The organism is Paenibacillus sp. GCM10023252 (genome assembly GCF_042653305.1).
Lineage (GTDB): Bacteria > Bacillota > Bacilli > Paenibacillales > Paenibacillaceae > Pristimantibacillus.
The window spans coordinates 324807-347637 of sequence record NZ_JBHSHW010000010.1 but is presented as its reverse complement, the minus strand read 5'-3'; the positions used below and the strand labels follow the sequence as shown (position 1 = coordinate 347637).

General features: G+C 53.2%; 17 protein-coding genes. 5 read left to right on the top strand and 12 right to left on the bottom strand.

What is annotated here, in order from left to right:
* The 5 genes from ACFO9Q_RS09700 to ACFO9Q_RS09680 form a co-directional block, all read right to left on the bottom strand.
* Complete coding sequence (locus ACFO9Q_RS09700; protein WP_379181228.1) at window positions 1–942, bottom strand: ABC transporter permease; 942 nt, start codon at window positions 940–942, stop codon at window positions 1–3.
* 226 nt (window positions 943–1168) lie between these two features.
* Entirely contained in the window at window positions 1169–2968 is a 1800-nt protein-coding gene (locus tag ACFO9Q_RS09695; protein WP_379181226.1) for a cache domain-containing sensor histidine kinase, read from the bottom strand.
* Window positions 2961–4598: a response regulator gene (locus tag ACFO9Q_RS09690; protein WP_379181224.1), complete on the bottom strand. Its 1638-nt coding sequence runs from the start codon at window positions 4596–4598 to the stop codon at window positions 2961–2963. The genes ACFO9Q_RS09695 and ACFO9Q_RS09690 overlap by 8 nt, the downstream gene beginning before the upstream one ends.
* A gap of 74 nt (window positions 4599–4672) precedes the next feature.
* Window positions 4673–5866, bottom strand: coding sequence for a glycosyltransferase family 4 protein (locus tag ACFO9Q_RS09685; RefSeq protein WP_379181222.1), 1194 nt, complete (start codon window positions 5864–5866; stop codon window positions 4673–4675).
* Window positions 5867–5947: 81 nt separating this feature from the next.
* Entirely contained in the window at window positions 5948–6238 is a 291-nt protein-coding gene (locus tag ACFO9Q_RS09680; RefSeq protein WP_379181219.1) for a transposase, read from the bottom strand.
* 146 nt (window positions 6239–6384) lie between these two features.
* Here ACFO9Q_RS09680 and ACFO9Q_RS09675 point away from each other — a divergent pair, with 146 nt between their 5' ends.
* Both ACFO9Q_RS09675 and asd read left to right on the top strand, forming a co-directional pair.
* The gene (locus ACFO9Q_RS09675; protein ID WP_379181217.1) at window positions 6385–7167 is read left to right on the top strand and encodes a TspO/MBR family protein; all 783 of its coding nucleotides are present in this window, start codon (window positions 6385–6387) and stop codon (window positions 7165–7167) included.
* Between the two features lie 133 nt (window positions 7168–7300).
* Window positions 7301–8092 (top strand): archaetidylserine decarboxylase, encoded by a 792-nt coding sequence (asd, locus tag ACFO9Q_RS09670; RefSeq protein ID WP_379181303.1) that lies wholly within the window; start codon window positions 7301–7303, stop codon window positions 8090–8092.
* 208 nt (window positions 8093–8300) lie between these two features.
* On the opposite strand, the gene ACFO9Q_RS09665 is transcribed toward asd, so the two are convergent.
* Window positions 8301–9794, bottom strand: a complete 1494-nt coding sequence (locus ACFO9Q_RS09665; RefSeq protein ID WP_379181215.1) for a PLP-dependent aminotransferase family protein — start codon at window positions 9792–9794, stop codon at window positions 8301–8303.
* A 197-nt stretch (window positions 9795–9991) separates the two neighbouring features.
* On the opposite strand from ACFO9Q_RS09665, the gene ACFO9Q_RS09660 reads away from it, so the two are divergent.
* Window positions 9992–10609, top strand: coding sequence for a pyridoxamine 5'-phosphate oxidase family protein (locus ACFO9Q_RS09660; RefSeq protein WP_379181301.1), 618 nt, complete (start codon window positions 9992–9994; stop codon window positions 10607–10609).
* 949 nt (window positions 10610–11558) lie between these two features.
* On the opposite strand, the gene ACFO9Q_RS09655 is transcribed toward ACFO9Q_RS09660, so the two are convergent.
* Together ACFO9Q_RS09655 and ACFO9Q_RS09650 are read right to left on the bottom strand one after the other, a co-directional pair.
* On the bottom strand, window positions 11559–13010 hold the full coding sequence (locus ACFO9Q_RS09655; RefSeq protein WP_379181213.1) for a CoA-acylating methylmalonate-semialdehyde dehydrogenase: 1452 nt from the start codon (window positions 13008–13010) through the stop codon (window positions 11559–11561).
* Between the two features lie 148 nt (window positions 13011–13158).
* A complete protein-coding gene (locus ACFO9Q_RS09650) occupies window positions 13159–13944 on the bottom strand; it encodes a helix-turn-helix domain-containing protein (protein WP_379181211.1) in 786 nt (261 codons plus the stop codon).
* A gap of 205 nt (window positions 13945–14149) precedes the next feature.
* Between ACFO9Q_RS09650 and ACFO9Q_RS09645 the strand changes: the two genes are divergently transcribed.
* Window positions 14150–15454, top strand: coding sequence for an aminotransferase class I/II-fold pyridoxal phosphate-dependent enzyme (locus ACFO9Q_RS09645; RefSeq protein WP_379181209.1), 1305 nt, complete (start codon window positions 14150–14152; stop codon window positions 15452–15454).
* Window positions 15455–15666: 212 nt separating this feature from the next.
* On the opposite strand, the gene ACFO9Q_RS09640 is transcribed toward ACFO9Q_RS09645, so the two are convergent.
* A complete protein-coding gene (locus ACFO9Q_RS09640; RefSeq protein ID WP_379181207.1) occupies window positions 15667–18177 on the bottom strand; it encodes a beta-mannosidase in 2511 nt (836 codons plus the stop codon).
* A 139-nt stretch (window positions 18178–18316) separates the two neighbouring features.
* Between ACFO9Q_RS09640 and ACFO9Q_RS09635 the strand changes: the two genes are divergently transcribed.
* Window positions 18317–19084, top strand: a complete 768-nt coding sequence (locus ACFO9Q_RS09635) for an AraC family transcriptional regulator (RefSeq protein WP_379181205.1) — start codon at window positions 18317–18319, stop codon at window positions 19082–19084.
* A 130-nt stretch (window positions 19085–19214) separates the two neighbouring features.
* Here ACFO9Q_RS09635 and ACFO9Q_RS09630 read toward each other — a convergent pair whose 3' ends face one another.
* The 3 genes from ACFO9Q_RS09630 to ACFO9Q_RS09620 all read right to left on the bottom strand — a co-directional run bounded on the left by ACFO9Q_RS09630 (window position 19215) and on the right by ACFO9Q_RS09620 (window position 22781).
* Window positions 19215–20291 carry a lactonase family protein gene (locus ACFO9Q_RS09630; RefSeq protein WP_379181299.1) on the bottom strand — a complete coding sequence of 359 codons (1077 nt, stop codon included), beginning with the start codon at window positions 20289–20291 and terminating at the stop codon, window positions 19215–19217.
* Window positions 20292–20370: 79 nt separating this feature from the next.
* A complete protein-coding gene (locus tag ACFO9Q_RS09625) occupies window positions 20371–21759 on the bottom strand; it encodes a heparin lyase I family protein (protein ID WP_379181203.1) in 1389 nt (462 codons plus the stop codon).
* A gap of 182 nt (window positions 21760–21941) precedes the next feature.
* Complete coding sequence (locus tag ACFO9Q_RS09620) at window positions 21942–22781, bottom strand: AraC family transcriptional regulator (RefSeq protein WP_379181201.1); 840 nt, start codon at window positions 22779–22781, stop codon at window positions 21942–21944.
* Window positions 22782–22831 lie beyond the last annotated feature (50 nt).

Below are 22831 nucleotides of genomic sequence, written 5' to 3'. Positions count from 1 at the left end.
TTAGAATAATGCAGAATCTCGATCAATTCGGCGTGCGACAAGATTACTAGCGAATACTAATACGAATGCAATAGTGGACTGCAGGAATCCAGCTGCTGATGCCATTCCAATATCACCTGTCACACGAAGACTTCGATAGACGAACGTATCAATGACATCCGTTGTCTCATAGAGGGAAGGGGCATCGCCAAGCACCGCCCAGAACATACCGAAGTCGGCATTCATAATTCTTCCTACGGCGAGCAAGGTTAGTATAATGGCAGTTGGACGAAGCAGCGGAAGTGTAATATGCCAGATCTGCCTCCATCTCGAAGCGCCGTCAATCGATGCCGCTTCATAGTAAGTCTGATTAATGCCGGCCATCGCTGCAAGATAGATAATACATCCGTAGCCAGTCAGCTTCCAGCGCGTGATGAAGGTTAGAATGATCGGCCACAGCCCTGAGCTGTTGTAGAAGTCTACCGGATCGATGCCGAATGACTTCAGCATCGCATTCACCATTCCCACATCGGTCAGCAGATTGTAGACGAATACGCCTACGACTACCCATGAGATGAAGTATGGGAACAAGGTTACGGTCTGTACAGCCCGCTGGAAGTACTTGCTGCGAATCTCATTCAGCAGCATCGCAAGTCCGATCTCGAAGATTAAGCCAACGACGATGAACAAGGCATTCAGCATAATCGTATTGCGAATGGCCCTCGCAGCGGCTGAAGATTGGAATAAGTAGTCGAAGTTAGACAGGAGCGGCGTCGACCAACCGCTGCCGAATATGCCCTCAGAGAAGTCGAAGTTCTTGAATGCAATAATAAGTCCGGCCATTGGCAGGTAGTTGAACATAAGGAGCAGCACGCCTACCGGCAGGAACATCATATAGACGCTCCAGTTCGCTGTCCATTCTCTGCCGAATCCCGTCCGCTTGCTCTGTAATCTGGATGACATGGGTACCCCCTCGTTTCCGTTGTTATTCACTTCTCTCTGATGTAGTTCAATCGTACTGGTTATTGGTCCTCAGTAATAGCAGTCAATCTTAAACTTTACAGGTATAAGATTGTCTACCTGTCTATGAATCGTCTGGCTAAGGCACGCATTAGGCCCATTAAACGCAATAAGCCCGCCCTCCTGCATAGGAGAGCGGGCTCTATAAGACGACTGCTTAATTATCTACTTACCTAGGTATGTGACCCTCATCGTCCTGCACCATTGGATGTCGAATCATAATTCGGGTTCCCTCTCCCGGCTTGGAGAGGATCGTCAGGGCATAGGCTTCACCGAAGTACAGCTTAAGCCGTTCATTCACATTGAACAGCCCTACCCCTCTGCGGCTGGAAGGGTCCGGGACGAAGTTCGGGTCCTGGAGCATGCGAATGACCGCCTCCGGCATCCCCTCTCCGTTATCACTGAGCTCGAAGAGCATATCATTCCCGTCCCGCTTGCCCGACAGCAGAATCTTCCCTTGCTCCGGTTGATTGCGCACTCCATGATGAATAGCATTCTCGACGAGCGGCTGCAGGAACAATCGCAAGCAAGGCAGCTCGAGCATCCCCTCGTCTATGAAGTATAGGATGCGAAGAGGCTTGCCTAACCGCGCAGCTTCGATGCGAGCATAAGCCTTCACATGCTCCAGCTCACGGCCAACGGAAGTCAGCTCCTTCCCTTGGTTGAGACTAAGCCGCAGCATATTGCCTAGCGACTCCACCATCCCTGCAATCTCATCCATATGCTGCTGCTCTGCCTTCCAGCGTATGGACTCGAGCGTATTGTAGAGGAAGTGCGGGTTAATCTGATGGCTGAGCACCTGCAGCTCCAGCTCCTTCTTCGTCCGCTCCGATTCATACGCCTCTCCAATCAGCCCTTCAATACGGCCTGATAGCCGCTCGAAGCCTTGATACAGCCAGCCAATCTCATCCTTGCGTCGCAGCTTGGGCAGCTGGAACAGGAACTGTCCCTGCTCCATTACACGCATGGAGCGCACGAGCTTGACGATGGGATTCGTGAACTGCAGGGTGATATAGAGAACGACCAGAATACAGCAGAGAAGATAGACCAGTACGAATCCGATAGTAAGCGTATTCAGTGAATCCATCGGCTTCGTCAGCTCCGCCAGCGGTACGGTATGAATAATGGTCCAAGGCTGGGCTGTCAGCCTAACATGCGTTACCAGTGACATCTGCCCATCCAGCTCCATCCGCAGGCTTCCCTCGGATCGTCTCGTAACCTCGTCCATAAGCGCCTCCGACGCATGCTTGCTTCCAATAAGCGATTGAACGGGATGAGAGAGAATGACCCCATCATTATCAATCATGTACGTCTTCTGACCTTGGACCGTCTCCGGAGGAGCCATATCCTCCTGTAGACTCTCCTCGGCAATCTCGGCCGAGATGACACCGCGAGGCACGTTATCATACAGCCCTGAGAATTGCTTAATCCATGCAAGCTTAGGCTTGGCATACAGGATCGGATTGTCCTCCTTGATGAACAAGTGCCAAGCCGGCTTCCCGCTCTCACGAACCTCCTTGAACCATTCTTCATCCGCTAGATTGGAGTTCACGTCAATGGTTGACAGGTATTCCGGATAGCGATCAGGCTCTGCAGGGAAGATTCGGATACGGAGCGCCTCTGTAACAAGCCTCTGTGTGTAAGAATAGCTTAGCATCTCGGATATGAAGTACCGAATGTCATCGGCATCCTGGTACGGCCTGACCATGAGACTCTGAATGACCTCACTGCCAACTGCCTCATGCATCATAGCATTCGTCTCTGCCAGTCTGGTCTCAATCCTCTCCCGAGATTGAACGAGGTAGTCCATCGCATAGTTCGCGTTCACTCCGGATATGGCATCAACGGACTTCAGGTGAGACTGGTAGGAGAACAATCCGAATGGTGTGACGATGACGAGGAAGAACATCAATATAATCTGGCTGCGGATGGACAGCAGCATAACCCGCTTATTGTTCAAGCTATTCATCGGACAGCCCCTTCAAGTTCCGATATTCCTTCGGGGTATATCCAGTGCTCTTCTTGAACAGCTTAGTGAAGTAGACTGGGTCCTTGTAGCCTACCTCTTGCGACACCTGATACACCCGATACTTCACATCAGCCAGCAATTCCTTCGCCTGTGTCATTCGAACTTCAGTCAGGAATTCCAGGAAGGTCTGGTCCCGCTCCTTCTTGAACAGCTTGCTAAGCCACACTTGCGTCACATGAACCTGCTCAGCAACAGACTGCAGCGTTAGGTTCTGTGCATAGTTAGAGCGGATATACTGCTCCGACGCGGCCATCAGCTGATTCTGACTGCTCTTGCGCAGACCCGGTGTCTCTGCAAGCTTAGACAGATAAGCTTCAGCGCCAGCGCGGAGAGACTCTACCGTATCATAGGAATCCAGGTCCTCCCATATCTGAATGAGCTGCCCATCCCACCATCGATCCTGAGCGCCTGCTTCCTCCGCTCTCTTGAACAGCTGATGAAGCCATTCGAAGGTCTGCTGCCGAATCTCCCGAATCGACTTCATCCCCCACAGCCTGACTAACTCCGGGAACTTGTCCATCCCTTCAGCAAGCTCTTCCGGCGTACCGAACTTCAGCAGGTCCATCATCTCATCCGGATCATTCAGCTTAATCTCCGCCTGCGGCGCATGCTCCTCTTCCTCAGAGGCAGCGAACACGCGGTTCCCACCTAACAGACCCTTCTGCTGAAGCATCTGCTCAGCATGCTGATAGGCAGACTTCACTAGCCTGAGATCCCTCACCGGGAAGCTGCAGCCAATCGACAGCTTGACCTTCACATAGGTATTAATCCTGTTGATGAGCAAGGAAGCCATCTCTGCTGCGGCCACAGGCTGCCCCTGCTCGTCCCCTGCTTGTTCGGATTGCACCACGATCAGCCATCGATCCTCCCCATCCCTGACGACCACGAAGTGGCCCATATGCCCTTCTTCCATAGACTGCTGAATGACGTTCCCCGTTGCAAAAAGCACCAGTTCCTTCTCATTCGCTACTCTCGGCCTCTGAGCCATCACTCTAAGATCATCAACCTCGCATAACAGCAAGGAGCAGGTCCCTCTTGTCATCCAGTCAAGACCTATCGAATGGAGTCTCTGCATAGTCTTGGATTCCAGGAAAGGATTCCACTCCGAATGAATGAGCTCCTGAATGAACTCCTCTCTCATCCGAGGCATCTCCCGGTCCAGCTCAAGAACAAGACGTGTCTGATTGCGCGACTGGTCAATCTCCATGAGCGCCTTGGTTACTACATATCTAAGTTCATTCGTATTCACGGGCTTAAGCAAATAATCAACCGTGCCAAGACGAATCGCACGCTTAGCATAATGAAAGTCATCATATCCCGTAATGACGATCGTACGAGCAGCGTCCATCCCGCTCTCTTGGAGCCTCTCTAGAAAATCGAGGCCAGATACTCTTCCCATGGAGATGTCCGTCAGGATGATGTCCGGTCTGATACGCAATGCGGTATGATAGGCTTCTTCGGCATTCTCTGCAGTAGCTACTTCAGATACTCCAAGCTCCTTCCATGGGAATCGGCTCTTCAACCCTTCACGAATCTCAATCTCATCATCTACGATTAGTGCCTTGTACATCCTGTCATCCTCCTGCAGAACCTGTAGCAGTTGCCTCATAGGTCGTCTTGCTCTCTATCATAACGAATCCTGCTCTATTCGCCCATAGTGAATTCATTCCGCCCCTCCCGCTGCCAAGGCTCCCGCATAATGTCAAGCCAGCGATCGGCGGTTCTGCGCCAGGTGAAGGTCTGCTCCACACGCTCCCTGCTCGCTCTCCCCATCTGCTCCCGCAGGATGTCATCCCTCAGCAGCATGCTGAGGTGACTGAGCAGATCCCCTTGGATGCTCTCAGGACGGATGAGATAGCCCGTCTGCCCATTGCGGATAATCTCTCTAATGCCTCCTGCGCGAGTAGCAACGACGGGGACTCCGCTTGCCATCGCTTCCACATTGACCAGGCCGAATGCCTCCCTGCTGCCCGATGGAACCACGGCTATATCAGCCGCAAGGAACCAGTCCGGCACCTTCGTGTAGGGAACATAAGGAATGAAGGCAATATGACTAGGATACTTGGCGCCGATGCGGAACAGCTCCCGGGCATACGCAGTCGTTCGATGTGAGCCGTAGAACGGGCTTCCTACTATGACGAGCTTAACATTCGGATGCTCCGCGATGAGAGCAGGGGCAATATGCAGCAAGTGATGTACTCCCTTCAGTGGAAGCAATCTGCCCATGAACAGGATGACCTTCCTGCCTTGGAGCCCTCTATCCTGACGGATGGCTGCTCTTCGAGATTCTCCTTCCACACTATATTGGGAGAGGAATCGGTCCGTCTGTACGCCTGGATAGATCACTCTGAGCTTCGCCGCAGCTTCCGGAGCTCTCGCTGCAATAATTCTCCTTAAGTATTGAGAGTTGACCAGTATTCGGTCAGCAGCCTGCAGGCTCTGATGGAGCCGAGGAATCGCGATGGCTGAGGGAGTAATGAAGGTGGAGGAATGGAGGTTCAGCCACAGCTTGGCAGCAGGATGTCTCTCACGCAGCTTCAGCATATATTGCGGCCGATTCTCCACTTGGATGATAGACGGAGAGAAGGACTGGATGGCTCGACTGACCTCCTCGATGTAGTGAAGCTTGTTCGATGCGGGGAAGCGTTCGCATACGACATCCGCCACTTGTCCGACCCGTGGCAGACCCAGCGCTGTCCGCCCATAGATTCGCGGCTCGGCGAACGGCCTCAGCAGGGGAACGAACTGCTCCACCACCCGCTCCACGGAAGAGCTGGTCGGGGATGGAATGGGGAAGGATCCTGGTGTTATAACGGCAACTCTGGGGGGTGAGGTCATAGCGGTAGAAGCCTCCTCGCGGATGCGGATAAGTTAGCATATGCACAAGGAGGCTTGCCCGGTTCCCGGTGACAAGCCTGCCTACTTCGTATCTACTAGGAGCAGGCCAGCCCGCGAGATCAGATAAGGACTTAGATAAGCCCCGCTCATTAGCCAGAATGGATTGAGGAACACCTCATGAACCTGAGTCATGAATACTTCCTGATGAAGAATGACGTTCATGACCGTCGATGCAGCTATAACGATGAACACGAACAGAGCAAGCATCCCTCCGCCATCTATCCACTTGCGTGCAGACCCGCTCCTCCTGGCCAGCCAACCCATTACCAGCGACGCAGCGGCAATTACAATTCCTATGAGCAGCAACATCATTTCACCACCTCTACCAGCAAGCATAGGCAAAATATGGACAAGCTAAACGAGATTTGTTTACTGAAAGGACGACTTGGTGAATATATACCATAAGGTAAATACTTGTCACACTAAAAAACTATAAACCTGTATTGGAGGCCCTACTAATGAACCAATCCGTTAGCTATCGCTGGCTTAACGCGCTAGGTGTGATCGCTGTAATCGTCATTAACGCTCTCGCCACGTTGCTTCCTATTAATGGGAAGACAACAGGAGAGCTGTCTGATCAATATCCAGTGCTCATCACCCCTGCCGGCTATGCCTTCTCCATCTGGAGCGTCATCTATGCGCTGCTAATCGGCTTCGTGATCTACTCCTTCACCTCAAGCGGGCGAGAGAGCCAGGCGGTGCAGAGCATCGGCCCATGGTTCTTGGTCAGCTGCCTCTTCAATATCGCATGGATACTCGCTTGGCATTATGAGCTCGTAACCGCCAGTGCCTTCATCATGCTGGGGCTCCTCCTCACCCTGATCATGATCTATACCCGAGTTCAAGGAGCAGCGGGCCGGACATCTTGGGGGGAGAAGCTGCTCGTCCAGTTGCCCTTCAGTCTATATCTAGGCTGGATTAGCGTGGCGACAATTGTCAATGTCACCATCGCACTGTCCAAGGCAGGCATGGATGACCTCGGCTTGTCCGCTGTGACATGGACCGTTATCGGGCTCGTCGTAGCGACTGTATTGGGGCTGTTGATCGGGTGGATATTCAAGGATGGGGCCTATATGCTCGTGTTCGTGTGGGCGTTCATCGCCATTGCTCAGAAGCAGGGGGATGAGAGCACGATTGCGAACACAGCGATTGGTGCGTCCATTATTCTGGCCATTGCGATTGTAGCCGTATGGATGACTGGCATTCGGAAGTCAACTGCTGCAGGCAGGCCGAGAGTATAGCGAATTCTGGCAGCCATGCGGACGGGGCACGAGCCCTTCCTCTATTGATTTATAGGAGTCCATATGTCACACTAATGGCTAGGAATCAACCTATAGATCAGCAATGAGAGAGAAAGGACGTGTGGCTGCACGTATGAAGGACTGGCTGCTGCGTTCCATGACCGAGCTAAGCTCGCGCAAGTGGATATCAAGAATGACCGGACGATTCGCCCAGTCTGCTCCATCAAGGCGTTTCATTCCCAGGTTCGCAAGCATGTACGGAATTAAGGTGGAGGAAGCCGAGAAGCTTCTCCATGAATATAGGACGCTGAATGAGTTTTTCACCCGCAGGTTGAAGCCTGGTATGCGTGAGATTGATACGAATTCGGATGGGGTGGCAAGCCCGGTCGATGCGCTCATTACGGGTCTCGGTCCGATTAAGGACGGGACGATCTTCAATATTAAGGGCCAGGACTACACGACGCTGGAGCTGCTTGGCGGCTCGCCGAGGACCGAGAACTATCGGAATGGTTACTATATGGTGCTCTATCTTAGTCCGACGGACTATCATCGCATTCACGTGCCGGTTGCAGGACACATCGTGGAGAGAGAGCATCTCGTGGGCAAGGTGTATCCCGTTAATGAGTTCGGACTTCGGAAGATGAAGCGCGTCCTTAGCCGCAATGAGCGGCTCATTAGCTACATTCAGCACGAGAGCGGCGAGATGGCTGTCGTCAAGGTTGGGGCGATGAATGTGAGCAGCATCAAGTATGTGGAACCCATCGTGGATGAAGTGGCTAAGGGTGCCGAGCTTGCCTACTTCGAATTCGGCTCAACCGTCGTCCTCTTGATGGAGGATGAGACATTCCTGCCGCGGCCTGACCTGAAGGTGGGCTCGAAGGTTCGTATGGGGGAATGGCTCGGGACGGTTAAGAGCTCCTCTTAAGGATAGGCAGTATCACCCACTTCTCGTTGAGAAAAAAATGAAGCAGCGCCTTCAGCGGATGGACCTCCATCTTGCTGGGCGCTGCTTTTTGTGTGGTGCGCTGGCTGGGACATGAAGCTATGCTGTTCTCTACCGTTCATAGCTGCGGCTGATCTGCCATGTCGGATTATTCAGCGACGGCCTATGGCTCTCTCTTGGCATGTTCGTGCTATAGCCTATCCCATTGCCTGGCGATCTCCTCAATTCCACGCCTAATCTGCTCCTCCTCCAGATGGGAGAATCCGAACAAGGCTGATGGTGCTTGGCTCGACTCTCCCGTCAGCCAGTACCCGTCACCTGAGCTCCATCTCACCCCCGCCTCCTCACAAGCGTCCCTTAGCTGCTCGTAAGCAGGCCGATCTAGCCTCCACGTTGCATATTGATGCAGCCCTGCGGACGATGGCGCGAATCGGAACAGTTCCGTTAGATGCTTCCTCGCCTCTTCCTTGAACCTGCTGAGGCGCCGGCCGAAGGTCCTCCTCGACCGCCTCATATGCTTCGCATACTGACCGCTGCCCATGAAGGCTGCTAACGCTCTCTGCTCGGCAATGGAGCTGGGATGCGGCTCCAGCATGAGCTTCCCTCTGCGAATATAATCTCGCAGCCGCTCAGGCACGACGCTGTAGCCAATTCGCAGGTCGCCGTACATCGTCTTGGTGAACGTCCCGATATAGATGACCCGCCCTTCTCCATCGAGCGACTTCAGCGGCTCAGCCGGACGTCCTCCCCAGCGGAACTCGCTGTCATAATCATCCTCGATAATGTAGGCTTGCTGTCTGGAAGCCCACTCTAACAGTTCGGTTCGGCGTGCATGGGACAGCTGCACACCTGTCGGGAACTGCCGGTTCGGCGTGACGAGCAGCAGCCTCGACTTCCAATCGGCTGGTATGATGCCTTCATCATCTATAGCTGCTGGAACAATTTTTCCTCCCGCTGCCTGCACAGATCGCTTCATCCCGCTATAGCACGGGTTCTCCAGTACAACGGAATCGCCAGGCTCAATGAGCAGCATGGCGAGGAGAGCAAGGGCGGAGCTAGAGCCGCTCGTAATGACCACATCCTCCGGCAGAGCTGCGATGCCTCTCTCCCGTCTGAGCTCATGCGCAATCGCTTGACGCAGAGGCAGGTGACCTTCGGCTTGGTACTCGTCCTCAGACTGCCGTTCCACCAGGCGGCGAATCTCGTTATACATCACTCGCTTCCAATCTGCTGAAGGGAAGGCCTCAGGGTCTAGCTGTCCGCTCCGGAAGTCAGCGAGGATAGCGGCTGGTCCTAATCCCCTTGGGATCGGGTGTGGAGAAGCTGCAGCAGGCAGCCGCTTAGCCCATGAAGAGAGCGGGATGCTCTCGTCATCGATGGTCATCGTGCTGCGCTGTCGCTCTGGCACTGTATCTGCTGCAAGCAGCTCTGGCATCCGATAAGAGGCATATGTGCCGCTCCCCCGCTCCATGCGAACGTAACCTTCCGCATAGAGCATATCGAATGCCGCTGTAACGGATCCCCGCGACACGCTGTACTCCGCTGCGAGCTGCCTGGATGAAGGCAGCTTATCCCCCTCATTCAGGCTGCCTGTCCGTATAGCCTCGCGTAAGGTCAGGTACAAGGCGTCTGCCTTACTGCTGCCCTCAGCCAATCGTTGCTCATAGCTAAGCTGGAGATTCATGGTTGTTCCTCGCTTTATTTTCACATGGATGATTATAGAATAGTCTCAGTTGACTGGTTCCTATTATACCGACTTCCGACTCGCCCATCTAGAAGTGGACTATTAATTATGAATAGAAGTGGATCTTGGAACAGTCCACTCTTCCCCTTATCCTAGTGAGAGACGTACCATTGGTGAGAGGAAGAGAGATGATGATGATGCGCAGATCAGAATTCCAGGTGGAGGATGCCGCGGAGATTGAGCAATTCCTGCAGGAGATGTCATTCGGACATCTAGCTGCTGTCGGAGCGGATGGCTGGCCGACGCTAACCCCGCTGAACTATGCCTATGTAGGCGGGAAGGTGTATCTGCATGGCAGCCGCGCGGGGGAGAAGATGAGGACGATCGCGGCAGATGGGCGCGTGACCTTCTCCGTAGCGAAGGAATATGCCATTCTGCCGTCGTATTACACCGATCCGCTGCTTGCTTGCCCGGCCACCGCCTACTTCAAGTCGGTCCTATTCTACGGCCATGCAGTCGTAGTCGAGGATCTTGAGGAGAAGGCTGCTGCGTTCGAAGGACTGATGAGGAAGCTCCAGCCCGAAGGTGGCTATAAGACCATTACGGCAGATGACCGTGATTACCGAGGGCAGCTGAAGGGGGTCGCAGTCATTCGAATTGATGCAGAGCGAGTGTCAGCCAAGTTCAAGTTCGGTCAGAACCTGACTGAGCCTATGAGGGAGAGCATTCAGAGCGAGCTCCTGCAGCGCGGACGCGAACATGACGAGGAGACTGCCGAGCTGATGCGGCGGTATTGTCCTCATCACCAGGAGTAGGTAGTTTTTTTGGGGGGAGAGGCGGCGGGTGAGCGGGCGTACGGGCGGGCTTAGGTACATGTTTGCACCTAAGCCGGCTCATCTGCGTTTGCTTGCACTGAATTACGTGTATCATTGCACCTATACCGGCTCGCCTGCACTCGCTGGCACCTAATTAGGTGCATTTTTGGTTACTGCTTTGTTACCTTTAGGACCTATATTGTCTACGAAGCGCTGAGTGGACATTTTGATATTGGTCAGCTAGAGAGCTCATGCGAGCGTAGATAGGGTATAAATTGCACTTATTGGTCACCTAGAGAGCTCATGCGAGCGTAGATAAGGTATAAATTGCACCTATTGGTCAGCTAGCGAGGTGATGCGAGTGTAGATAGGGTATAAATTGCACTTATTGGTCACCTAGAGAGCTCATGCGGGCGTAGATAAGGTATAAATTGCACCTATTGGTCAGCTAGCGAGGTGATGCGAGCGTAGATAGGGTATAAATTGCACGTATTGGTCAGCTAGAGAGCTCATGCGAACGTAGATAGGGTATAAATTGCACTTATTGGTTAGCGAGCGAGCTCATGCGAGTGTAGATAGGGTATAAATTGCACTTATTGGTCACCTAGAGAGTTCATGCGGACGTAGATAGGGTATAAATTGCACTTATTGGTCAGCTAGCGAGGTGATGCGAGCGTAGATAGGGTATAAATTGCACTTATTGGTCAGCTAGCGAGGTGATGCGAGCGTAGATAGGGTATAAATTGCACTTATTGGTCACCTAGAGAGCTCATGCGGGCGTAGATAGGGTATAAATTGCACCTATAGGTCCTACCAGAGAATTGAGCCTCTATCTACCATCGGAGGATTAGCGCTGAGCAATTCAGGGGCATTGCCTCTCAGCCCAATCCAGATAAGGCTAGTCCGGAGCGGGTAGAGTCGCGTTCGCACCTCTACCCGCTCCGCCCCCTTAATACCTCCCCGTCACCATCTTCTTCCGGGTGTAGAACTCCACGCCATCCCTGCCGTTCGCATGGAGGTCGCCGTAGAATGACTTCTTCGCCCCGGAGAAGGGGAAGAAGGCCATCGGCGCCGGCACGCCTAGGTTAACGCCGATCATACCGGCATCAATCTCCTCGCGGAACCGCCGAATGACCCCCGCATCTCTCGTGTAGATGCAGGCTCCGTTCGCGAACTCCGAAGCATTAGCGAGGGCAATAGCGTCCTCCAAGCTGTCCGCCCGAGCAACAGACAGCACCGGAGCGAAGATCTCGTCCCGCCAGATCCGCATCGTAGATGTCACGCCGTCGAAGATCGTCGGCCCGACGAAGTAACCCCCTGACTGCTCCAACGCACCAACCTGCCGCCCATCCAGCACCAGCTTCGCTCCCTCCTCCACACCAGCGTCAATATACGCCAGCGTCCGTTCCTTATGCCCTCCCCGAATGACCGGTCCGAGCGCCACTCCGTCCTCAAGCCCATCTCCAATCTGCAGCGACGCGGCCCGGCTGCGGAGCCTTGCAATCAGCTCATCAGCCACATCGCCCACCGCAACGACGACAGCGCAGGCCATACATCGCTCGCCTGCTGAACCGAACGCTGCGCTCACAATCTCCTTCACCGCTAGGTCGAGATCGGCGTCCGGCATAACGATGGAATGGTTCTTCGCCCCGCCTAATGCCTGCACCCGCTTCCCGCTCGCCGCCGCCGTCTTGTACACATACTCCGCCACCGGCTGCGACCCGACGAAGGATACCGCCGCAATCCCCTCGTTCGCCAGCAGTTCATTCACGACATCATGCGCGCCGTGTACCACATTCAGTACACCTGCCGGCAATCCTGCTTCCTCCAGCAGCTCAGCCAGCCGCTGAGCCAGCAGCGGCGTGCGCTCCGAAGGCTTCAGGATGAACGTATTGCCGCAAGCAATCGCGAGCGGGAACATCCAGCAGGGCACCATCATCGGGAAGTTGAACGGTGTAATGCCTGCCACTACCCCGAGCGGATAGCGGTACATAGCGGACTCCAGCCCAGAAGCAATGTCCGGCAGCACGCTCCCCATGAGCAGCGTCGGCGCCCCGCACGCGAACTCCACGCATTCAATCCCCCGCAGCACTTCCCCATGCGCTTCCGTGTAGCTCTTGCCGTTCTCTCGCGTAATGAGCCGGGCTAGCTCCTCCCAATGCTCAACCAGCAGCTGCTGATAGGCGAATAACACCCGCGCCCGCCTGGGCACCGGCACAGCCCGCCACTCATGATAAGCCTCAGCAGCCGCAGCGACTGCCGCCTTCACATCCTCCGCCGTCGAATACGGCACGTACGCGAGCACTTCCCCGGTTGCGGGATTCGGCACCTCATCCTGCCTGTCCCCTCCTGCGTGGGCCCACTGTCCGCCGATATAGTTGCGCAATACTGGAATGGCCACCGCTCTCAGCTCCTTTTTTCACACACACAATCACACCATATACGTTGTCTTCCACTATATTCGCAGAACCCCCATTCCAATCCTCCGCCTCGCGCAAAAAAAAGCACCCAACAGACCCCATCATCTGCTAGCTGCTTCTCTATATCAATCACCGAATCTCCGACGGATTCCGCCCTGTATACTGCTTGAATTGACGGCTGAAGAAGAAAATATCCCGGTAGCCCAGCGCATCCGCCACCTCCGTCACGTTCATCCCGGTATGCATGAGCAGATGCTGAGCGCGCTCGATTCGAGTTCGAATCATATACGTCTGCACCGACATGCCGATCAGCTCCTTGAACTTAATGGAGAAGTAACGCGGCGACAGCTGCGCCCGCATGGCGAGGTCCTCCACCCGATGCGCGATGCTCGGATTCTGCCTGACGAAGTTCGCTACTTCATGAATCGCCTCGGTCAGCTGGTTGCTGGCCTTCCGCTCGACTGGAGCCTGCCTGTCCTCCCTCAGCAGGTGAATGAGCAGCTGCTTCAGCACCAGCTGTGCCTCTTCCTCCGCCGCATACGTCTGCACGAGGAACAGCCGCACATAGCGCGACAGCAAGTACTCGAAGTCTACGGTGTCGGTCAGCACCCGATAGCTCTTCGGAACCTCATGAACCTCCTCCCTCGTTGCAAAATGAATATAAGTCAGAACGAGCGGCTTCTGCGGGTGATGAGTAGCGCTCGTGAAGTCCCCAGGCCGGAACAAGAAGCAGCTTCCCTTGCCTACGGAGTATGTCTCTCCATTCAGCTCCAGCTGGCCCTCTCCGCTCCATACATAGAATAGATCATAATTGGCCAACGGCTTCTCTCGCTTCTGCCACTTCCAAGCAGGCTCGCACACGATCTTCGCGAAGGCCGGAAGCAGCTCCAGCGAGGTTGGCGGTAGGTGCAGCATAGGCGGCTCCTCCTTCCTTGCATGAACAATATGCCGTCATCATACAACACCTGTTAAGAGTCAAGCAAGACGAGCCGAAGTATCATGAAAAAAATTGATTCTGAATCGTCTTCTTTGTTAAAAAAATGTTATAATAGCACCCGAACCTACTCATCATTGATGAACAAAATATAATCGAATGATCTCGGAAGGATGAATGAAGTCTATGAACCCACTTGCCAAGCAGTTAAATGAGACGCTCGAAGCTGATAACCCGAACGTCCACGCGATGTTGTCCAACCTGGGCAGAGCGATTTATTTTCCGAAGGAAGGCATTCTAAGCCAATCCGCTGAAGCGAAGGCGAAGGCGAAGAAGTTCAATGCTACAATCGGAATTGCGACAGAGGGCGGGCAGCCGATGCACCTCAAAGTGATTCAAGACACTCTAAGCGCCTACAATCCGAAGGATCTATATGAATATGCGCCGCCAGCGGGCAAGCCCGAGCTGCGCACCGCTTGGCGCGAGAAGATGATTAAGGAGAACCCGTCGATCGCCGGCAAGAGCTTCAGCAATCCGGTCGTGACCAATGCGCTGACTCATGGCCTTAGCATCGTGGCTGACTTGTTCGCAGATGCTGGAGACGCGGTTGTCATTCCTGACAAAAACTGGGAGAACTACGAGCTGACCTTCGGCGTCCGCCGCGGAGCCGAGATCGTGGAATACCCGCTCTACAACGAGGAATCCCGCTTCAACAGTGCCGGCCTGCGCGAAGCGCTGCTCGCTCAGAAGGGCAAGGGCAAGGCGATCGTTGTGCTGAACTTCCCGAACAATCCGACCGGTTATACGCCAACTTCTAAGGAAGGCGATGAGATCGTTGCCGCCATCCGCGATGCAGCGGAAGCTGGTATCAACGTTGTAGCAGTAACCGACGATGCTTACTTCGGACTATTCTTCGAGGATTCTCTCTATGAATCGCTGTTCGGCAAGCTGGCTGACCTTCACCCGCGCGTGCTGGCTGTGAAGGTAGACGGTGCTACGAAGGAAGAGTACGTCTGGGGCTTCCGCGTTGGCTTCATCACCTACGCATCGTCATCCGCCTCTACTCTGAACGTGCTGGAACAGAAGACGCTGGGCATCATTCGCGCCACGATCTCCTCTGGTCCGCATCCGTCACAGACGTTCGTGCTCCGCGCTCTGCAATCGCCCGACTTCGATCTGCAGAAGGCCGAGAAGTACGAGATCATGCGCGCTCGCGCCGTGCTGGTCAAGTCGCTGCTCGACAGCGGCCGCTACGGCGATGTATGGGGCTACTACCCGTTCAACTCCGGCTACTTCATGTGCTTGAAGCTGAAGGAAGTATCCGCGGAGGCGGTTCGCTCGCACCTGCTGAACGAGTACGGCATCGGCACGATCGCCCTAGGCGAGACCGACCTGCGCGTCGCCTTCTCCTGCATCGAAGAAGCGAACCTCGAAGAGCTGTTCGACACGATCTACAAGGCGGTTAACGAGGTTAGTTCTAGGGTTGGTTAATATCAAGGAATAGGTAAAAGCCGCAAAAGCTTCGTATGAGCTTCTTGCGGCTTTTTCTTTTTGCGTTAATATTACCTTATCCATTCTAAGGTGTGTATTTCCTAGGAGCAAGAGTAGTGATGTCTTTTTTCCACCAGTATAAATCTTCAAAATATATGGTTCCACTCCAATGCTCCGGAGATTCGTGGTAAAGCCGTAGACAGCTTGCCTTACTACTGGGGAGCTGCGTTACCTACGTAACGGATCTGAGGCAGTTCCCGCTCCACCGGCCATACCATCCGGTACGGAATGCCTGGCCATACGTCGAAGAAGTTGTCAGGCAGCTCCTCTTCACCATCCAGGTCAATACATACAGCCCAAGCGAAGTTATCGCTAGTGAAGCTGATGAAGCCATCCTCACGCGTTACCTCCACCTTGGGGGAAGGCCACTGGAGCTCGCGATACAACGGCAGGATCAACCGATTCCTCGCTGCTATGGTCCCTTCATTAAGGAGCGTGGCATGAGCTGCACTGCTTAATCCACCCTCCTGCTCCCAGGCAGCAGCATCGAAGGAGGCAAGAATCGTAGAGGCATTCGGTTGTAATAGGACTGACGTCTCTTCCATGTAAGGTCGATCTCCATCCCAGGTCATGATGCCGTAGGACAGGCTGCCCTGCAGAGGCTCCATCGTATCGTTCACCCCGTAGATGACGACCCGGCTCTGCTCCAAGGTCAGGACAAGACGAATCGGCGCGAACGCCCGCTTGACGGGATAGAATGAAGGTGTCCTGCGCAGATAATAATCAACCACCGTCCAGCTTCGCGTAGCCGGCCAGCAATCATTGAACATCCAGAAGACCGCCGCAGCGCAATCATATTTTCTCCTGCGGAAGTTGTCGATGTATGCGGTCAATGCCTCCCCCTGCAGAGCACCAGCATAATAACAGAACTGCTCAACGGTCATACGGCGGGGATCTATACCGAGCCATTCCTCGATAATCCGATCCGGCGAAGGCCGCTCATACCATTGCTCCACGGAGTTATCATGATAGATCCAGGAGAAGGAGCCGGGATACTGCTGTCCTTCCGTCAAGCAAGCGTGCATGGTCGGCAGACTGGTGGAGCCCAGCAGCCCTCCTTCATTCGGGAAGCGGCATTCCATATCTCGGTACTGTCGGAAGTCTACATTCTGGAATCCGACCCCCCATGGATGCTGATCCCCTTCCTGTGAATCCCAAGGGTTAGGGCTATCCGGCGAGTAGGGGCTAGTCGGATGATAATACCTGTCCGGATCCTCCTGCTGAAGAATACCTGGAATGACCTTGTGAAATAATGCGTAGTCTGTATCAATGAACCCCTCTGCGCGTCCGAAGGTCAATGCCTCCACTTCATTATTCCCGCACCACATGGCAAGGCTCGGATGACCGGCAAGCCGCCGGATCTGGAAGCGTACCTCCTCCTTGACACTTGCCAGGAATGCGGCATCCTGGGCAGGATAATTAGCGCAAGCGAACATGAAGTCTTGCCAGACAAGAATCCCCATGCGATCACACAAGGCGTAGAACTCATCACTCTCATACAACCCGCCTCCCCATACCCGAAGCAGATTCATCCCCGCCTCCAACGCCAGTTCGATCAATCTCTCATAACGAGGCGTGTCAATTCTTGTGAAAATAATGTCAGCAGGAACCAGGTTAGCCCCCTTGGCAAACACCGCCCGACCGTTCACCTCAAGAATAAAATAACGCCCACGGCGTGGATGCTTTGACTGATTGATCCGGATCGATCGGAAGCCAATCTGCTGCTCTCGGCTATTAAGCAGCTGTCCACCAGCCCATACCTCGACATTGACCTTATATAACCTCTGCTCTCCTTGCCCAACAGGCCACCAGAGTTCAGGATTCGCAACCTCCACCTGCAGCTCCACACGCTGCTCACCGCTGCCAACCTGGAAGACACGTTCGAATTGCAGCCCTCCATCTTCAAGATGAATTCGAACGGCGAGATCCGCTTCCCCTTCTTGCAGGTTACTTAGAAGGATAGAGGCAGTAACAGATCCCTCGCTGTAATCCTCACTTACTCCGGAGCGAATGGCTATATTGTGTATCATCACCCGGTCTGCCCATTCCAGGAATACACTCTGATGAATTCCTACATTAAGCAGCCTTGGCGACCAATCCCAGCTGAATGAGCTCTGCGGCTTGCGCAGCCACATACGCTTGGTTAGCTGCTCCGCTTCCATAGCCGTAACGTAGTATGGCTCCAGCGGCTTCTCCGCGACGGAATGCAAGCCGCTGCTTAGCGTAACCGTTAGTACATTGTCACCCTCCTGAATGGCAGAAGTAACCTCCAGCCTACAGGGCAAGTAATAGTTAGCATGCTTGCCAACCAGCTTGCCGTTCACATATATGGTCGCATCGTAATCAAGTCCCTCGAATCTGAGCCAGACCCGCTGTCCTGCTGCTTCCTCCGGAAGGGTGAACACCCTCCGATAGCTCCAGAACGATTCCTCCACCCAGCGTGCATGAAGACTGTTCAGGCCGATGGTTGGCTCCTCCAGCAGTCCCAGCTTGATCAGCTCCTGATGCACCTCACCCGGTACGGTCGCCGGCATCCACTTGACCGCATCATAATACTCGGACGCATGATGGGCACGCCCCCCGCGTTGTCCATCTGCCCAGCGCAGCTGCCAATCCTGTCCATCGAGGCATACGCTGCCTCCTCTGTTACTGACTAGCTCCATCTCATAACATCTCCTCTTCTCCTGATTCCTTCATTGTAGCAATCGGAGATATGAAGTCGATGGATACGATAACTACAGATAGATAATATGTTGATTTTGTAATAAAATGAATAGATCTTCGGTTAAGGTGGGAAGTAGAATGCTTCGAATAATATCAGCCTATCACGATGTCGGGCCTAATTGGCATGAGAGGAACGGTCTGAGTTCCCATCTGTATGTTCTGTTGCTTATCACACATGGACAGTGCTTATTTGTTGTGAAGGGGCAATCCATCCGGCTGAAGAAGGGGGACCTGCTCTTCTTGCCCAAGGCTACACCCTGGGAGGGTCATAGTCTTCCGGATGAGTCACATCAGAAGTACAGCGTCGTATTTGACATGTCCGCCGATGCAGCAGAACAGTTCCCATTGCTTGCCTCTTCAAGCCACATTAGGCTGCATACCAGAAGCTATGAATATCTGCACCATCGCTTCGGCTACTTAGTGCAGAACTGGTTCGGGAGGCTGCCGAATTACGTGGAGCTGACTTGCGCGGTCGTGTGGGAGCTGCTTGCGCTTGTGCATCGGGAGCTTCACACCGAAGGCCAATCCACTAAGCGGCTGAAGACCGTTCAGAGAGTACAGGAATATATTCAGGAGCATTATCGGTCGTCCCTAACGATTAGAGAGCTTGCCCAAGTGGCTGAGCGCAGTCCCAGCCACCTGGTGAGAATGTTTCGTGAGGTCACCGGGCTCACCCCGATGGACTACTTGCATGGGATCCGGATTGCCCACGGACGGGAGCTGCTCTTGAACACCAGCAGCAGTATGGCTTCGATTGCTGAATATTTGGGCTATTGCGACGCCTCGTATTTCAATCGCGTATTTAAGCGTATGATAGGTATGCCCCCTTCCTCGCTGCGCAATTAAGCTTAGATTATCTCCTTAAGCCCATAACACAATGGAGCCGTCCAGAAGTAGATTCTACTTCGAAGGACGGCTCCATAGATGGTCGATCTCTATTCCTTAGAGAGGTTGCTCCTAATATATAACCTAGAGCTTACAGGTACACAGGCTTCACACATACCGGCTTAGACACCTCAAGACTATGACCCGTATAGGTCAGCTTGCCCGAGTCGCGGTCTACGCGGAAAGTTGTAATATTGTTCGTATCGCGGTTAGCAGCTAGGAGCCAGTGTCCGCCCGGCGTCAAGGCGAAGTGCCTTGGATGCTTGCCCTCCACAGATATATGCTGGATCACCGTCAGTCTGCCCGAGCTCTCCTCTACCGCATACACCACGATGCTGTCATGCCCGCGGTTAGAGCCATAGACGAACCGCCCATCCTCGGAGATCGTAATCTCCGCAGTGCCGTTCTCCCCTTGATAACCCTCTGGCAGAGTGGACAGCGTCTGAAGCTCTGACAGCTTGCCTTCCGCAGCATCGTAGGAGAAGGCGGTCACCGTTGAATTCAATTCATTGATTACATAAGCGTATCGCCCGCTTGGGTGGAAGACGAGATGCCGCGGCCCTGCACCAGCGGCTACGCGAGCATCCGATACAGGAACGAGCTTGTTCTGCTCCTTGTCAATGCGGTAGGTGCGCACAATGTCCAAGCCAAGATCCTGTACGAGCAGATATCGGCCATCCGGACTGAAGAACGCGGAATGCGGATGCGGCCGATCTTGATTCGGATGCACGCTGCTCCCTTCATGCTGCTGTACATCAAGCAGCGAGCCAATCTCGCCGTCAGCAGTCAGCTCAGACAGTCCAACCATACCGGCATGATAGCTGGTTACAATGATATACTTGCTGTCTGTATCCCTCTGAATGTGGCAAGTAGGACCATTCACTGTACCGGTTATCCCAAGGAGCTTCAGCTTGCCATCTTCAGCGATTTCGTATGCAGCGGCTTCGCCTGTTTTCTTCCCGTCTGCGGTCAGCCCCTCGGAGATCGCATACAACCTGCTGTTGTCTGTATCTACATTAACGAAGGTTGGATTGCGCAGCCCCTCATACCCATTCAATACCGTCAACTTGCCTGTCTCTTCATCTAGTGCAATGGAATATACACCACTCTGATTCAGCTCCGCATAGGAGCCAGCGAATACGATTAATTTTGGATTGCCCACTTGCATTCCCTCCATTCATTCCCACTTAGCTTATCAAGTTCAGCTTCATTTGACAAATGGGGAGGGTGCGCGTCCACCTGCTTCTCTACTGCTCCGGCCTTACCCGATTGAAGCCTGTATTGAAATCATCTGAGGCTGAACCAATCTGATACGCTCTGATCTGATCGGTATGAATCGTTCGCTGGGTCGTGCTGTTGCTCCAGTATGCACCAAGTGTGAAGTTGGGAGCCATCACCTCATCGCCTTCCTTGTTGCTCCCTACTTGGTACATATCGAACCAAGTTCGTCCATAATAGTTAAGAACTTGCTTATACCCACCGCCGTTCTCAGCCATCCAGATTTTAATAAACCCATCCGTTGTGTGACGGAACTTGGCATGAATGACGACGTCCGTCCACACTCCTGGAGTAAACGGGATTAACGGAATCCGATCGCTAATTAATCCGGCACAGGATGCTTTGGCTGGATCCTGATGCTGAAGCTCATACGTCCAATATCCATTATCCAGCATGAGATGATGACCAGAGCCACCATAACCCGACATCTCGCAATTGGCTTTCGTGTAAGGCGGAACCACTAGATTGCTGAACCTCCATTGCCCAACAATGGTGGATAAGGAACTACTGTAAGTTCCGTCATTTGGGATATAGTAAGACATACCGTACCAGTAATTGTTAGTCTTCGCATCGTATTGATTCCAGCTGTTGTCATCTATCTCAGCTCGCTTGGGGCTTCCGGAAGTGACATGCTGGAACGAATGAGTGCCTCCTCTGACAAGATTGGTAACAGGTGTTATGGATGAACTTCCCTGTAAGACGGTGGTGAAAGTCCCGATATTGTCCAATGCACTCTCAATGATCGTGCCGGGACCTGCGCTTAAGCTCATCACACGTACATCATCGAACTTGCTGTCTCCGTATACCGAGATTAGTCCAGCTTTGCCGCTAGTTATCGCACCATTATTAATAGACAATTCCTGGTAACCGTTTACAAACAACTTTATATTCGTTCCGTTCATCTCTAATCGGAAGGAATACCACTTGTTCGAGCTCATCGTATAGGGCTTGCTCGCCAAGGTAGCCATCGTGCCTCCCGACTTCACCTTAATTCGAAGCTCTCCGGGCGATTCATACCCGACCAAATAATAATTATCGGTATTCCGATACCTGCCCAGCAGACCAATGGTTCTATACGTGTTATCCCCCCATGCGTTCACCATGACCTTGGACTCCACAGCATAGTTCGTCCAGCTGCTCTCTCCTACTGTCGCTCTGGATAATGAATCGGTCGGTGCTGTATCGTACACCTTGGTTCCTTCTGTCTGAATTCCCCAGCTCCCCGTCACAATAGAGAATTCGTTCGCTGTATTATCCTCGAAGCTCTCGTAATACGGCAAGCTCACAGCAGCATTCACCGCACCTTGCTGAAGGCTTGTGCTCGCTAACAGGACTGACAACGCCAGTAGCACCATCATGCTTGCACCTCTTTTGGTCAAAGCGTTCATTAATTCAACTCCTCTTCTCCATTTTTGTATACGCTTACACATCCATTTTACATGTTTCCTTTATAAGCACTCTTAGAGAATGTTTGGACAAACATTAGAGGATGTTTGGATGTTTGGGAAGGATTGGATGGTCTTAGCCAATTATGCCCCTGCTATGGCCGATTTCCCTTCTGATACTCCTTCGGCAGCATGCCGGTTTTTTTCTTAAATATACGCAGGAAGCTTGTATATTCGTTGAAGCCGCATCGCATACAGGCTTCCAATACGCTGCTTCCCTCTGCTAGATGCCTCTTAGCGAGCGAGATCCGCTTGGTCATGATATATTCATGAACCGTGCTGCCCGTATACTCCTTGAATTGTCTGAGCAGGTGGTACTTGTTGACATAGAAGCGATTCTGCAGCAGCTCAAGCGACAAGTCCTCATGGATATGCAGATCAATATAATCGAGGATCGGCGTAAGCTTGTGATGCAGCGCAAGCGCAGGTTCAATCGGCTTCTGGCTCAGATAGATTCGATTAATTGCGACGAGCAGCTCCAGCATGCAGCTCAGCTTCAAGATGGCCGTCCCGCTTGCGCCGCTGCGCATCAAGGTTCCGTACTTCATGAACAGTTCCATGACCTGCGAGGTTTCCTTGACGGTGAGCTTGAGCTTATTCTTCTGGCCAAGCGGACGGTTGTAGAAGCAGGCAAGCGGATCCATCCCCTCTGTGACAAATGGCTTGAACAGCAGCGGATCGAATTCAATCGTCACCCGCTCATAGGTTACGTCCGAGTTGAAGGACGGCTTATGAATCTCATGCTCATTGGTCAGAATCAGATCCCCGTATTGAAGCGAATACGCCGTCTTCTCAACAAAATAGCGTACATCCCCCTGAATGAGAAAATAAATTTCGCACCCCGCGTGCAAGTGAAAGTCAATCTTTTGAACGGATTTCGTAGCATGTAGATATTTTATGCTCTGATCAATCTGCTCCAGGCTCTGACTAAGCAAGGGTACCACCTCCATTGACCGCTTATGAACAGCAAGATTTGCAAGTTATG

Coding starts and splice junctions, on each gene's coding strand:
- ACFO9Q_RS09685 (WP_379181222.1), bottom strand. CDS start 5,866: ATGACCTCACCCCCCAGAGTTGCCGTTATAACACCAGGATCCTTCCCC.
- ACFO9Q_RS09690 (WP_379181224.1), bottom strand. CDS start 4,598: ATGTACAAGGCACTAATCGTAGATGATGAGATTGAGATTCGTGAAGGG.
- ACFO9Q_RS09625 (WP_379181203.1), bottom strand. CDS start 21,759: ATGATGGTGCTACTGGCGTTGTCAGTCCTGTTAGCGAGCACAAGCCTT.
- ACFO9Q_RS09645 (WP_379181209.1), top strand. CDS start 14,150: ATGAACCCACTTGCCAAGCAGTTAAATGAGACGCTCGAAGCTGATAAC.
- ACFO9Q_RS09675 (WP_379181217.1), top strand. CDS start 6,385: ATGAACCAATCCGTTAGCTATCGCTGGCTTAACGCGCTAGGTGTGATC.
- ACFO9Q_RS09650 (WP_379181211.1), bottom strand. CDS start 13,944: ATGCTGCACCTACCGCCAACCTCGCTGGAGCTGCTTCCGGCCTTCGCG.
- ACFO9Q_RS09665 (WP_379181215.1), bottom strand. CDS start 9,794: ATGAATCTCCAGCTTAGCTATGAGCAACGATTGGCTGAGGGCAGCAGT.
- asd (WP_379181303.1), top strand. CDS start 7,301: ATGAAGGACTGGCTGCTGCGTTCCATGACCGAGCTAAGCTCGCGCAAG.
- ACFO9Q_RS09680 (WP_379181219.1), bottom strand. CDS start 6,238: ATGATGTTGCTGCTCATAGGAATTGTAATTGCCGCTGCGTCGCTGGTA.
- ACFO9Q_RS09635 (WP_379181205.1), top strand. CDS start 18,317: ATGCTTCGAATAATATCAGCCTATCACGATGTCGGGCCTAATTGGCAT.
- ACFO9Q_RS09700 (WP_379181228.1), bottom strand. CDS start 942: ATGTCATCCAGATTACAGAGCAAGCGGACGGGATTCGGCAGAGAATGG.
- ACFO9Q_RS09660 (WP_379181301.1), top strand. CDS start 9,992: ATGCGCAGATCAGAATTCCAGGTGGAGGATGCCGCGGAGATTGAGCAA.
- ACFO9Q_RS09640 (WP_379181207.1), bottom strand. CDS start 18,177: ATGGAGCTAGTCAGTAACAGAGGAGGCAGCGTATGCCTCGATGGACAG.
- ACFO9Q_RS09630 (WP_379181299.1), bottom strand. CDS start 20,291: ATGCAAGTGGGCAATCCAAAATTAATCGTATTCGCTGGCTCCTATGCG.
- ACFO9Q_RS09695 (WP_379181226.1), bottom strand. CDS start 2,968: ATGAATAGCTTGAACAATAAGCGGGTTATGCTGCTGTCCATCCGCAGC.